Raw genomic sequence first — 13,727 nt, 5'->3', positions numbered from 1 at the left:
CAGCCACGGACACTTATCAGCAAAGCTGGCAGGCGGATCGGCCCTTCCGATCTGGTTAGCCTTCAATGTTGCGATGCATACGCTGTCCGGAGTCTTCCCCGGGTCCAAAGGAGATGATTGAAACGGCGACTACCGCAGAGGACGGCGCGCTGCAACTATCGGATACGCTTTCGCTGATAGTCGCCCCAGCTAATTCGTGGACCGCTCACGCTGACAGCTTCTGGACTCATCTGGAGACAGCGCTGGCGGTCGAGATCACGGCCAGTGATTCAAGCCGGGCAAACGCTAACTAACATGTAAGTGCACAGGTTACGCAAGGGCCTAGATTCGACCAAATTGAGCGTCAGCGGAACTGCAATGCCGAAGCAACAGGGAGAAATTTCTACGATGACAGGCAATATTCGGCTCATGAAAGCAGACGACATCCCCGCGTTCGTCGCCCAGGTCATCGCTGCCCGCTGCGACATCTGCGCTATTGGCCACTATGGCTATGTGCTCGGCGAGCCCCGTGAGACGGGTGCGGCAGAGGACGAACTCAGGCGCATAAACGAAGAGTTTGGTGACCGTGATTACCTGCTTCCAGAGATCGTCACCTATCTGCGCTCACTCGGTCGATATCTGGACCCCGGCTCGCCGGCCACGCATTGGACCGAGAATCGGAGAATACAGTAGCTGGGGGTTCGTCCGACCTGCATAGTACCACAATGACAATCCGAGAAGTGTTGGCGGTTTTCATGCTGATAGGAGGCAATTGATATTCCACCAAAAACATCGGATTTGACCTACGGCAAATTCGATCGCATTCCTTTGGAGTAAGCTACTCACACCTTGAATATTGAAGGAGTGTGGCTTTATTAACCTTCCATTTGCTTTCCGCTAGGGAGCGGACCAGGACATTCGGGCTGAAGGAGGAGCCAGGCTGGACCGGGCGGGAGGTGGCCTTGCAGGCAGCGATTCTGCTTGTCCTTGGCGACTACAGTCGCCGATCCGCCGTTTCGACCAATCAAGTGATCCAGACGGTGAGGCAACAGTTGGCTGACTGTGAGGCCCGAGATCAGGAACTCGCGAGTTTGATCAGAGAGGCAGCATTGCTGCTCGAGCTGATCCCGGTATTCGATCCGGGACGCGTTTACAGATGATCGAATTGCCGCAGACCGATGCGAGCGCCGCGTTTCACGACCAGACGGTAACCGGAAAATTGAACAAGTGATGATGCCAGCCGGGCGAGCGTTTCGCCAGAGATTGCAGACTTCACGACAAGCTCGCCAGCCTTCAGGGCGGCGGAGCCGATTTCGAAGCGGCCGAGAATGCCAATGCTCCAGTGGGATCCAGTCACCGAAGGTATTGGGCCAGCTGTGCTGCATGCGGCACGCTCGAGACAATGATGTTTGAGCTTTCCATCACGGGGCGAGCAGAACCGTGCAGCTCTGTTTGAAATCCCATGGCATGAGCACAGGACTTTTGCGCGATCGGCTTGCGTCGCATGAAGGCATGAATTAGGGACCAGCGGAGACAGCTTTCGAAACAGCTGCAGACGCGTAAGCTTACACTCCGCACGCGACGAAGCGCATACTGCCTGAGTGTTTGTGACATGGCCGGCAGCGCAAGCGGAATGGGGGCGGCCCACGCATCTAAAACGTCGATCGTGCCTTCCCTGGCCTTCAGTTCAAGACGATGCAGTTGTCGGCTTTCCAAGAAACGGTAACCGGTGTTCCGCCCGCAAAATGGGCCTGCCCGCGATTCTGCTGCTTGACGGTGATGATCTCCTCTCCACAGCGGATGGCGTAGCGTGTCATTTCGCCCAGGAAGAGCGCATCCTCGACGATGCCTTCGAGAGCATTCTCAACGTCGGAGGTCGCACCGCGCGGGTCGATGTCTACATGCTCCGGTCGCACAAACAGCCATCCCGCTTGGCCTCTCGTCTGGCCGGATAGGCGCGCCACCCCTGGGGCACGCTCGGCGATGGTCACCTTGCCTGCACCGTTCTCAACGCGTTCGATACGGCAGGGTAGAAGGTTGGACTCGCCGACGAATGACGCGACGAACCGATCCTGCGGGCTGTAGTAGAGGCTCCGGCTGTCGGCGACCTGGACGAGCCTGCCTTCGTTGATGATGGCAATCCGGTCGGACATGATGAGCGCTTCGTCCTGGTCATGGGTGACGAAGACCACGGTGATGTTCAGCTCCTTCTGGATTCGCATGATCTCGATCTTCATATGTTCGCGCAGGTTGCGGTCGAGAGCGCCCAGCGGCTCGTCCATGAGCAGAACGCTTGGATTGAAGACGATGGCACGAGCGAGGGCGATGCGCTGTTGTTGCCCACCGGACAGCTGATTGGGGTAGCGGTCGCGATACTCTGCCATCTTGACCAGCCGCAGTGCGCGCTGGACCTTCTCCTCACTTTCCGCCCGCGCGACCTTGCGCACCGTCAGGGGGAAGGCAACGTTCTCGGCCACCGTCATATGCGGAAAGAGCGCATAGTTCTGGAAGACCATGCCGATGCCGCGCTCATAGGGAGGCACATCGACGATCGAGCGCATTCCGAGCAATATGTCACCGGAACTGACCGTTTCGAACCCCGCAATCATTTTCAGCGCCGTCGTTTTACCCGAACCGGACGGCCCGAGGAAGGTTACGAACTCGCCCGGCTCGATATAGAGATCGAAGTCCCGCACGACGTGGAGCGCGCCGTAAAATTTCTGTATGCTTTTCATTTCAAGGCTGGTGGACATTGTTATCTCCAATCGCTCACTCGCTGACGCTAGCCGATGTCCGCTTCTCATGCCGTACCCTGATCCACTGCGCCAGCAAGATCGCCACAGTCACGAGCAGGACAATGAAGGTCGAAGCGGTGCTGAGCAGCGGGTCAATCTGGTACTTGATATCGCCCCAGAACTTGATCGGCAGTGTCGGCGTCTGCCGCCCGATCAAGAAGATGGCGACCAGCAACTCATCGAACGAGGTCAGAAAAGCAAGAAGACCTGCGGTAAGGAGTGCCGGCTTCAGGATTGGCAATGTCACGAGGCGGAGCACCTGCAGCGGACGCGCGCCGTGGATGGCAGCCGCCTTTTCCAGCGACTGGTCGAAGCCGCGCAATGCCGCGGCCATGATCACGATGACATAGGGTACGGACAGAAGGACATGCCCGATCACCAGCCCGGCGAAGCTGCCAAGCAGATGAACGTGCGCCTCGAAGACATAGAGCGATGTCGCGATAATGACCACAGGCACCATGAGAGGTGCCAGCGAGAAGAGGAAGAGCGCTCGCTTGATGGGCAGCGTGGTGCGCACCAGCCAGAAGGCCCCCATCGTGCCGATGAGAGTCGCAAAAGCGGCGGCAGTGATCCCGAGCTTCATCGAAAAGAGGAAGGCTGCATGCCAGTCGGTCGCGTTCGCCAGCTTCACCCACCATTGCAGCGATAGGCCTGGAGGGGGAAAGACCACGAATTGCGACGAGCTGAACGAAAGGAGGACCACGACGATCAGGGGCGCCGTCAAAAATACGATCACTCCTATCGTATAGGCCCAGAGCCAGCGCGATTTGTGGGTTAGAAGCGGTTTGGTCGCCGCATGAACCAGCGTTTCGATAGCGCTAAGGACCGGATTCAAGGTCCGTTTGGCCCCCGACACCAGGCGGGATTTTGCGCGTGGCTTTCGGTTCGACAATTCGGCAGTCGCGGAAGACCAGATCATCTCGAGAGGAATGAACAGGCTTGCAAGGAAAAGAATGCCGATCGTGACGAGAAGAAGCAAGATCGACGACGCGTAGCTGAGCTCGAAATTCAACAGCGTCGTCATCTGCGTGACGATCAGCTGAGATATCATTGTATCACTGGGGCCCCCGAGAAGGGCCGGCGTGATATAGAATCCAATTGCAACGATGAAGATAAGGATCCCCGCGGAGAAAACCCCCGGAAGTGACATTGGGAAATAGACCCGCAGGAACGCTTGGACCGGCCTTGCGCCAAGAATCTGCGCCGCGCGCGCGAAATCGTGGTTGATCCGCACCATTGACGAATACATCGTGAAAATCGCCATGGGGATGAACACATGCACCATCCCGATCACGACGGCGAAAGTGGTGTTGAGGAGTGGCAAGGGCTCGCGGATTAGGCCGAGCCAGATGAGCGAATTGTTGATTGGCCCCTGGCGGCCGAGGATGATGATCCAGGCATAGGTCCGGATCAGAAAGGCCGTGAACAGCGGAATGAGAATGAAGACGGTCACAGTCGACAACGCGCGAGACCTTATCTGCGTCAACAGATAGGCAACCGGATAGCCTGCCGCCAGAGAAAGGACGGTCACGATCAGCCCGATCCTGAGCGTGTAAAGCAGGATCTTCAAGTTGAGTTCATCGGAGACTATGCCCGCGTAATGCGCAAAGGTCAGCTTGGTGCCTTCGATGCTGCCCCACACGATGATCGACAATGGAATGAGGAGGAAACCGACCAGAAGGATGATGAGCGGCCCGGCAACAATGGCGCCACGGATCCAGTGATTGGCCAAGAGCCGGTTCATGTAATCATGCCTCTTGGCCACTCTTTCCACGGTGTAAGCGGCAGCTCTTCGTGCGTCCAGCAGCGTCATATTAATCGCGTTCCTTCGCTGCGTGCTCTATGCCTAAAGCGGCTTTTCCGCGACTGCAACAGCAAGCACCGGAGCACTTTTCGGAATCGACGGATGCGTTATGCGCCACAGAAGGAGGCCCTCTTCAGGTGCGCCAATCTCGACCAGCGTCTCGCCGAACAAATCGCGCATGGTGCCGAGGCGCTGGCCCTTCTTGATCCTCTCGCCCGGCTCGACCTCGGCATGGAACTCACCGTCCACCGGGCAGTCGACCCAGAGGTAGTCATCGCATTGTACACGGGCGTTTCGGAACGGGGCCACGGGCGTATCGAGGATCCCGAGCGTGCGGGCGATGTTGAGCACACCCTCGACGTGGAAGCAGATCGCTCCCTCGTCCAAAAGCCCGTTCGAACCCGCTTCGGACATCAAGGCAAGCCGGCCGTGCCGGGCAAAACCGGTGGGAGGCCGGCCAGGCTTCTCCATATGGGCCGCCGGCAGCCCCATCACGATGTCGGCATCGAAGCACATCGCAACACGCCGCCCCAGCGCGTCGAGTTCGGCGTTTTGCGTATGCTGGAAAATGGAAAACCTCGCCACGTTCTCCCGCAGGTCTCCGCCATGCAGGTCCACATAGCAGTCGGTGCCGGCGCACCATTCGTTCATGATCGCGTCGCACAGCGCCTCGGAGAACGTTCCGTCGCTCTTGCCGGGAAAGGTGAAGTTGATGTTCTTATCATCGATCGGGCAGACATATTCGGAGTATTTGTACATCGCGGGCTGATTGATCAGGGGAATGATCGAGACGGATCCCTTGATCGTTTCCGGATCGAACAACCGTTGCAGGCGCACGGCGGCTTCGATGCTGGAGACCTCGTTGACATGGACTCCGGCCGATACGCAGAGCCGGGGACCCGGCCTCGTGCCGCGGACCTCGCAAAGCGGCCAGCTGTAGCCGGAAAGTCGAGCGTTACCGAAGTGCAGATGCCCGCGGAAAATGCCTGGCTGCCCGTAGGCGCAGCTATTGTTTAAGGCAGTGACTTGCATCAATTTTTCCCTGTCGGCCGGTCGGCCGAGATTGTCCTCGCCAAGGCGGTCGCCGCGGGCACCGCATGGCCCCGCAGCGACTCTCGGTGTTCACTGCGACAGAAGCGCAACGCAGCGCTGGAGCGCAGCGTCGTAATTGGTTTGGCCGTCAGGCCGCTTCTCGCTCCACCATGCGTAGTTCTGGAACACCTGCTTCTTCACAAGTTCCGGCGCGCCCGGGAGAATTTGCGCGACGTCCTTGGGGATGACCTTGTAGGCCTCGTTGTTCACTGGGCCGTAAGAAATTGCCTCAGCAAACGCCGCCTGCGGCTCCGGACGAGAGATATAGGCAAGGAACTTGAATGCGTTTTCCTTGTTGGGCGTGTCCTTCATGACAATCCAATAGTCAAATTGAACCAAGGACTGGTCCCACGAAAACGCGAGCGGTGCGCCTTGCTTCTTCGCAGTATTGATCCGACCGTTATAAGCTGCCGCCAAATCAACCTCGCCGTCGATCAGGCTTTGCGGAGCGTCGGCGCCTGCCACCCACCAGCGCCCCACATCGGGCATCAACTGCTTGACCTTAGCGAAAGCACGGTCCATGTCGAGGGGATAGAGCTTATCCGGGGTGACGCCATCGCCAAGTAGGGCCCCCTCAAGCAAGCCGCCATCGAGAATTTTGTCGCATTTCGGCAACGCCCGCTTTCCAGGGAATTCCTTAACGTTGTAGAGATCCGCCCAGTCCTTCGGATGCTTCCCATCCTCCGGGTACTTCTTGGTGTTGTAGGCGACGCCAATAGAGTAGAGCAAAGAGCCAACGCCATACTCAGCCTTCATCTGCTCCGGCATGCCGGTCAGTGTTTCCTTGCCAAAGTAGCGGTAGTCAAACTTCTCGGCAGCGTCCTTGCCGACCCAAGCCGACAGTTCACCGCCGGGTATGTCGGTGATGTCGGCCGCGGGCTGCCCAAGCTTGACCGAGGCCAACAGTTTGGCGTGATCCTCAGGAACCAGCACCACTTTGATGCCAGTATCGCGCGTGAACGGATCAAAGAATGCTTTCTTCTGGGCCTCCTCCCAGGTTCCGCCGCCCGACGTGACGACGACTTCGCCTGTCCCCTTGAGGTTGTTTGGGACATCCTGCGCTTGCGCAGCACCTGGCAGTGCCGACACGAAGAGCGCAGCGCTGAATGCAAAAGAAATGGTCGTGGCTTGCATCGTTCATTCCCCTGTTTGTTGTGGTGGTGGCTCTCTAACGCCTGTATTCGGTACCGCGACGATCCGAGCCATGATCCGCGGCGCATTCGTGACTAGCGCTGCTTGCCTCCTTCTATGAATCCGTGGCAGCAAAACGCGACTGGTCCGGTCATGATGACCCGATCGTCGCCAAGAAGTTCGATTTCCAGCTTTCCGGCAGGAAGATGAACTGCGATGGACGTCGAGGTCACGAGACCTCGTTTGCGCGCCGCATATGCCGCGACACACGCACCGGTTCCGCATGCCGTCGTCAATATGCCGGGGCGTTCCCAGACCACGAGCCTGAGCGTCCGTTCGTCCAGGACCTCGGCCGCGCCTACGTTCGCGCCCTCAGGGAAGAGAGGATCATTTTGCACTGCGGGTGCATAGCGGGGCATGTCGATGTTATCGAGCCGATCTACGAAGAAAACGGCATGCGGGTTGCCGACATTGAGCGCGATCCCGTCCTTGAGTGGCCCGCTTTCCACCGGTAGGTGGTGCGTATTAGCCTCCCGGGATAAGGGAATCTTGCGCCAATCCATGCTGATCGGACCAAGCGTGACGCTGATCTCGCTCAGTCCGGCCCTACGGCATAGCAGGACATCGGCTGTGGTTTCTATCCTCACCTCGTCCTTGCCGGTCTCCTCGAGTAGCAGATAGGCCATGCAGCGTGTGGCATTGCCACAGGCCCCAACTTCCTGGCCGTCGATGTTGAAAATCCTCATCGCCGCGTAGGCGCCGGCGCTTAGTCCCTCACTCGACGGCCGCTCGATGGTCAGCAATTGCTCACCGCCAGGCCCGGTGTTAGCGCTGCATATGCGAATGACGTCTTCGACATCAAATCGCTTGTTACCGTCGCGCCGGTCGAGGATGACGAAATAGTTCTGAAGACCGTGCATCTTGACGAATGGCCAGTGCAGCGGGGTTTCAACCGATGCAGGTCGCGATAGAAATTCGATGTGTTTCATCACGCTGTCTGCCTAAATACGCGTTCGACGTCCTTTGCAGGCTCTGCACGAGGTATCTGCCACTCAGATCCCTCCTCCAGGGCTAGCATCGCCTCGATGGTTTGCCTGCGCCGAATAACCCGGAAACGATCGCCATCGACGAGGACTTCAGCCGCCAGATCGCGCGAATTATAGGTCGATGCCATGGAGGCGCCGTAGGCACCGGCGCAGCCAAACACGAGCCGGTCGCCCAACTGCAATGGCGGCAGGGCCGCATAGGTGCCGAAGACATCGGAACTCTCGCAAACTGGGCCCGCAATCTGATAGATGTGCGAGTTTACCTGGCGATCGTGTCTCAGGGGCAGAACAGGATGAACAGCGCCATAAAGCGCCGGCCGCATGAGGTCGTTCATGCCCGCATCGACAATCGCGGTGAGCCGATCGCCCGTTTCTTTGACGTAGAGGACTTCAGTCACGAGAACCCCTCCGGGCCCGACCAGCCAACGCCCTGGCTCAACAGTCAGTTCACATCCGATATCGCCGACTGTCTCACGGACGATTTCCGCGTATTCGCCGATCTCCCGACCTGCGTTTTGATCGTAAAGAATGCCGATCCCACCGCCAAGATCGAGACGATGCACGGGGAGCCCCCGGGATCGCAGGGACGCAACAAGATCTGCCATACGGGAATAGGCTTCCCGATAGGGGGTGAGATCCAGAATCTGTGAACCGATGTGGACGGCAAGCCCCACAACATCGAGTTCCGGCGCAGCAGCTGCCTTGGCGAAGAGAGCGGGTATCATCTCGATCGCAATGCCGAATTTGTCCTCCCTCCTCCCTGTGCTGATCTTAGAATGGGTGTGGGCATCGACGTCCGGATTAACTCGCAGCGCGACGGGCGCGCGCAGGTCGAGGGCGGCTGCTACGGAGATAACAACGTCGAGTTCCGCAGCGGATTCGACGTTGATCTGGTGGATCCCCACCTCCAGTGCGCGGGCGATCTCGGCCCGTTTCTTGCCGACGCCAGAGAATATAATCTTCGAAGCCGGCACACCTGCGGCGAGAGCGCGCTCGAGTTCGCCGCCCGATACGATGTCCATGCCGCTTCCCAATTCAGCTAGCAGGCCGAGAACGGACACATTGCAGTTCGCCTTTACGGCAAAGCAGACCGAAACGCCGATGGGGCTCAACGCGCGCGACAGGGTCCCGTATGCCTCTCTTATTGCGGCGGAGGAGTAGCAATAAAAGGGTGTTGCGACTGCCTGGGCAATCGCATCAACGCGAACGCCCTCAATATGAAGGACCTCATCGCGATAGACCAATGGGTCGCGCTCGCCGGTGCCGCCGTCCGGCTCAACCAGGGTCATCGAATGTTCGGCCATAAAAGGCTCCCATCGTCTCGCGGATGCGGTTTTGCGACTTCGAGGGATCATTCCAGAAATTTTTCAGACTGGAAAATACATTATTGCCATGCTTTAATTCATTTCTGATATGTTCGGGAAGGCAATATGCGGCTCAGCCAGCGCCAAATGGAAATCTTCAATGCCGTCATGGTCCACAAAAGCACGACAGCAGCGGCGGCCTCTCTAGCGACATCGCAACCGACCATCAGCCGCGAGTTACGCGAATTAGAACAGCATATCGGCTTCGATCTATTCAGTCGGTTCGGCAGGCGCTTGACCCCGACAAGTCAGGCGCAATTGCTCCACGCTGTAGTGGCGCGGTCATTTGTCGGCATGGATGAGATCGGCCGCGTAGCGGCGGCGATCAAGGGGTATGATGCCGCGCACCTGCGGATCGCGTGCATCCCTGCCTATGCGGAAGCGATTTTGCCTGTTGTAGCCAATCGCTTTTTGAAAAGCCGCCCGCAGGTCCACCTCTCCGTGCACTCACTCGAAGAAGTAGCGCTACGTCATGACCTCACGACGCAGCTTTTTGACATCGGGCTAACTGAAGGAAGCTATGACTACGACGAGGCCGCCACTGAGACGATCAACGTGGGCGAACTCGTGTGCGTGCTTCCTGCAGGACATCGCCTGACCTCGAAATCGGTCCTGGACCCGCAGGATTTCGAAGGGCTCGCTTTCGTTTACTTCTCCCAAGAGGATCCATATCGGCGCAAGCTCGACCAGATTTTCGATGCGGCGGGTATATCCCGCCGGTATTCAGTCGAGACCACCACTGCCACCGGCGTTTGCTCGATGGTTGCCGCCGGGGTTGGCGTTTCGATCGTCAACCCGTTAACGGCCGCACATTACGCGACCAGAGGGATCGTCCTGCGAAAGCTGAGCGTCCAGATCACCTATCAGCTGAATCTCTGGAGGCCTGCCAAGGCACTTCGATCCGCCCATGGTGACCAGTTTCTTCGAGTGTTGCATCAGGTCGCGGAAGAAATTAGGCAACGGTTGATCATATCACTGGCGCATCCGGCATGAGATAAGCTGTTTCAGCCGATCATCGCAAGCATTCGTGCGGACGCGGACGGTCTTGGCCTTGGCGGATGAGGATCGGTCGGAGCGAGCGTGATGATCAAAGGAAGAGATCAGCGCGCGATCAAAGACAGCCCGATGTCGGATCCGGCGAGCTGTACATTGAGGTGGGTTGCCCGGAAGTTGCGGTCGAAGAGCGGGATCAACCGCTCGGCCTCGATGAACTCCATACGGGCTGCCCCGCCGAAGTGACGGCGCTTATAGTCCCGCCAGTCGGGATTGCCAATCGGGTGGCATTGCTCCGAGTAGAACAGCGTGGGTGAACCCTCGGCGAGCTTGCCGTTGGACATAAGGTAGACACCCTCGTCATTGATGAGCCAGAGGCCGGGCCGGTCGCCCTCATTGCACCGCGTCCTGAAAAACGGATCGCGGAACCCGCCATTAGCGGCAGCATCGGCAATGCCGCGGTCGATAACTTTGCGGACACCAAGAATGGGAAAAGTGAACATAGACTTGACCGTCTTGAGAACGTGATGCCGACGGTTCCTTCCTGATCGTGGGCTTCCCGGAAACGTTTGGCATCCAATCGAACAATGGACGTTGCGGTCCTCAAGATGTGGAGCAGCAGGAGGAAAGGGATGGACTGCTTAGCCGTCCCTTCGGCAAAGAATTTGATGGACTTTCCGGTTTCCGACCGGATGTGGCGCACACCGGAACTGATTTGGGCCCCAAAAAGATTTTTTGCCGGTTGGCGGTTCCCTCAGGAAGTCTCGGCTGCACCATCAACGCCCCATTGGCGGCGGCCGTGAAAACAAACATCGGCTGCGAACCCTCTACACACGTATTACGAAGCATTCTTCACCTTGTAGGTGTCCTTCTCGTATAATTTGATGATTCGTCACAACTCGGATGAACTTAACCATGGCTATCCTTTCCAAAATTCTTGATCGCACAAAACACAAATGCAAGCCCCCCCAACACAAAGCACCTCGGTCACCCACCACTTTACCGGCTTCTCGCGGTCTTCTGCCCTCGTTCCGCTGTGACTCGGTAACATACACATGATGGACTGTTAATAGCTCGGTGCGATTAATTTATAATTCTCAGTAACTCTAGAGATGCCTAATAGAATTTGTTGATCGTTTCAAAGTTTGGCAGATGAGATATAATCACCGCATGGTACAAGTACGCATGTTGTTCCATGCGATCACATTCTTGTCTTGCACAGATTTTCCACGGCGCTGTTGAGTCGCTGCCCTCTGCGCAGGCAAGAAGTATCTACGAACGGGGTTCGCGCGATGCGTCTTCACTCATGCTACTCAATTCTCCCCGCCGGGAGGCCAAACTCTCCGAGGGTCGGCAGTGATGATAAGGTAGGGGTGCAGCAAGAGCACGAATTCACGGCGAGAGCCGGGCGCGTTGCGGGTCGCTGAGGAGCGCCGCAGCTCGGAGGACGAAGACAAGCGCGGCAGTCGATGAATGACCTGTCGACGCTAGGCGTCACCTTTCCAGAATAAGCCGCACGCGATTGGAAGCGAAACACAAAACTTCTACCCAGCTTGGCACTCCAGACTGATCGACAACCATGTTCTCTACTTCAGTGATTGGGCTGGTTCTCGGTTGCCGAAGAAGCCTAGCCTGCTCCGCGCTGGGCAAACGACTACCGATTTCCGTGTGTGTCCGGTGTTGCGTGGTCATCTCGTATAGCCTCAGCGCGGCGGAGAGCGATTGTTTCCGTTCGTAGGCGTCGCCGATGCCAGGGAAGCGAGCAGCAGACACAAAATTCGATGCCACAAGAAGAGGAAGTCCCTGTGCGAAGCTCACAACTTCAATGAGCGCAAGCTTCTCGGTCGGCTGCAAACCAAGCAGGCGCCCAATTCGGCCATTCGCATCGACGATCCCGTTTCGCACTGTCTCGCGAGCCTCATAAACGCCCAGGCCATCCAGCGTGTGAGAGAAGCGGCTGCCGCGGGAAAGTTCATAGGGATAAATCGCCTCCTGTACAAAACTGCCACGCCCGTGCTCGGTGCGCACAAACCCTTCTGTCTGTAGGGCCGCCAGTGCCCTTCTGACTGTCCCTCGCCCAACCCCAAAACGAGCGGCGAGCGCGCTTTCACTGGGCAACTGCATGCCCGGCTTGGCGACTCCACTTGCAATTTCTTCCTTGAGTGCTTGGCCTACTTTTTCGCGAGCAATGATCGTCAAAATGAAAATTTCCTCGAGGGATGGTCCGGAACCGGCCGAGCAGATCCGCCAATTGTCATGCCGGTGTTACAGTTTTCCCATACTTGTTCGAATATGTGAAGCAGGAGCGAATATGAAAATCGTCATCATCGGAGCCGGGATCGTTGGTGCGTCACTTGCGTATCATCTTAGCGGCAAAGGGGCAGACGTTGAAGTCATCGAGGCGGTGCGCCCAGGCTACGGCACGTCGACCTCCACATTCGCTTATCTCAATGCCGTACGGTTTTCCGGTCGCTATGCGATGCTGAGGCTTCGCGCGCTTCGCTATTGGCACGAGCTTGCTGGAAGACTTGGCGCTCGCGACATCGTCCATGGCGATGGCAGCATTTTTTATACGAACAACGAAGCTGATGCTGCTCAGTTGGAAAAGCACCTGGCCGCTTCATCGGAGGCCGGGCTCAGATACGAGCGCTGGACCGCGAAGCGGCTCATGACCGACTTGGAGCCCGACCTTATTTTCCCTGAGACGGACTATCCAATTGTCCGAATGCCAGAGGAAGGACGTCTTGAACCGGCTCCAATGATTGGACTGCTTCTGCGTGCTGCACAGGATCTCGGTGTCAAGGTATCGAGCGGCGAGCGAGTTCTGAATATCGAACACACGCCAACGACCGTCCGGGTTCTAACCTCCGGGCGGATCCTCGATGCGGACCAGGCCCTCGTCTGCAATGGGCCGGATTCGAAGGCCCTTCTGGACCAGATCGGGGTTTCGCTGCCAATCAATACACAGCCGGGCGTGACACTCGTTACACGACCGCTGCCGGTTCGCCTGAGACATGTCGTCTATGCTGGGCAGGTTCATTTCAAGCCAGAAGGTGGGGGGCGGATTCTGGCTGGCCGCACTGACTACCGCAAGGAAATACCAAGCGCAGCCGAGGCACAGAGCTATGCCCAAGAGACTGCCTTGCTTGTCAAGCCATGGATCCGAAATTTTGGCGAAAATGAAGTTGAAACCGTCCGTGTAGGAGTGCGCCCCATTCCTGGCGACGGGTTGCCGATTGTGGGCCGCATTCCGCAAATGCCGAACCTCTCTATCGCTGTCATGCACAGCGGGATCTCCCTTAGCGGCTTGGTCGGCAAGCTGCTCGCTGGCGAAATAATCGATGGGAACGACAATCCGGACCTAGCTGACTACCGCCCGCAGCGTTTCCTGGATGGCGCCGTACAACTCCGTGACGAGTTTGCACCCTGGGGGCCAGGAGATCAGGTGAGGGCTTCTCCCCCGAAAAACGATGCTACCGCAACGGGACACGTCTGATGGCTTCACGGCCTAGCGGGACGCCTA

Annotated in this window: 12 protein-coding genes; 3 read left to right on the top strand and 9 right to left on the bottom strand. The window is 57.8% G+C overall.

What is annotated here, in order from left to right; translation table 11 throughout:
• Positions 1-357 precede the first annotated feature (357 nt).
• Positions 358-672 carry a hypothetical protein gene (locus tag FJW03_RS00765; RefSeq protein WP_319022899.1) on the top strand — a complete coding sequence of 105 codons (315 nt, stop codon included), beginning with the start codon at positions 358-360 and terminating at the stop codon, positions 670-672.
• A 457-nt stretch (positions 673-1,129) separates the two neighbouring features.
• Here the strand turns inward: FJW03_RS00765 and FJW03_RS00760 are convergent, their stop codons facing one another.
• From FJW03_RS00760 to lysA, 7 genes are all read right to left on the bottom strand, one after another.
• Entirely contained in the window at positions 1,130-1,336 is a 207-nt protein-coding gene (locus FJW03_RS00760) for a hypothetical protein (RefSeq protein ID WP_140762415.1), read from the bottom strand.
• A 325-nt stretch (positions 1,337-1,661) separates the two neighbouring features.
• Positions 1,662-2,732: an ABC transporter ATP-binding protein gene (locus tag FJW03_RS00755; RefSeq protein WP_140762412.1), complete on the bottom strand. Its 1,071-nt coding sequence runs from the start codon at positions 2,730-2,732 to the stop codon at positions 1,662-1,664.
• A 16-nt stretch (positions 2,733-2,748) separates the two neighbouring features.
• Complete coding sequence (locus tag FJW03_RS00750) at positions 2,749-4,587, bottom strand: ABC transporter permease subunit (protein WP_226890540.1); 1,839 nt, start codon at positions 4,585-4,587, stop codon at positions 2,749-2,751.
• A 33-nt stretch (positions 4,588-4,620) separates the two neighbouring features.
• Entirely contained in the window at positions 4,621-5,610 is a 990-nt protein-coding gene (locus FJW03_RS00745) for a succinylglutamate desuccinylase/aspartoacylase family protein (protein WP_140762409.1), read from the bottom strand.
• Between the two features lie 90 nt (positions 5,611-5,700).
• Positions 5,701-6,804, bottom strand: coding sequence for a polyamine ABC transporter substrate-binding protein (locus tag FJW03_RS00740; protein WP_140762406.1), 1,104 nt, complete (start codon positions 6,802-6,804; stop codon positions 5,701-5,703).
• Positions 6,805-6,896: 92 nt separating this feature from the next.
• Positions 6,897-7,790, bottom strand: a complete 894-nt coding sequence (dapF, locus tag FJW03_RS00735) for a diaminopimelate epimerase (protein WP_140762403.1) — start codon at positions 7,788-7,790, stop codon at positions 6,897-6,899.
• A complete protein-coding gene (gene lysA / locus FJW03_RS00730; protein ID WP_226890539.1) occupies positions 7,790-9,151 on the bottom strand; it encodes a diaminopimelate decarboxylase in 1,362 nt (453 codons plus the stop codon). The genes dapF and lysA overlap by 1 nt, the downstream gene beginning before the upstream one ends.
• Positions 9,152-9,277: 126 nt before the next feature.
• On the opposite strand from lysA, the gene FJW03_RS00725 reads away from it, so the two are divergent.
• Positions 9,278-10,204, top strand: a complete 927-nt coding sequence (locus FJW03_RS00725; RefSeq protein WP_140762400.1) for a LysR family transcriptional regulator — start codon at positions 9,278-9,280, stop codon at positions 10,202-10,204.
• A 107-nt stretch (positions 10,205-10,311) separates the two neighbouring features.
• Here the strand turns inward: FJW03_RS00725 and FJW03_RS00720 are convergent, their stop codons facing one another.
• Entirely contained in the window at positions 10,312-10,707 is a 396-nt protein-coding gene (locus tag FJW03_RS00720; protein ID WP_140762397.1) for a DUF3085 domain-containing protein, read from the bottom strand.
• 991 nt (positions 10,708-11,698) lie between these two features.
• Positions 11,699-12,403: a GntR family transcriptional regulator gene (locus tag FJW03_RS00715; protein WP_181173208.1), complete on the bottom strand. Its 705-nt coding sequence runs from the start codon at positions 12,401-12,403 to the stop codon at positions 11,699-11,701.
• Positions 12,404-12,515: 112 nt separating this feature from the next.
• Between FJW03_RS00715 and FJW03_RS00710 the strand changes: the two genes are divergently transcribed.
• Positions 12,516-13,700, top strand: coding sequence for an NAD(P)/FAD-dependent oxidoreductase (locus tag FJW03_RS00710; protein ID WP_181173207.1), 1,185 nt, complete (start codon positions 12,516-12,518; stop codon positions 13,698-13,700).
• Positions 13,701-13,727 lie beyond the last annotated feature (27 nt).

Origin of the sequence: Mesorhizobium sp. B4-1-4 (assembly GCF_006439395.2) — a bacterium.
Taxonomy (GTDB): domain Bacteria; phylum Pseudomonadota; class Alphaproteobacteria; order Rhizobiales; family Rhizobiaceae; genus Mesorhizobium.
Note: the sequence above shows the minus strand (reverse complement) of the source record. Positions and strands in the feature narration are given on the sequence as shown.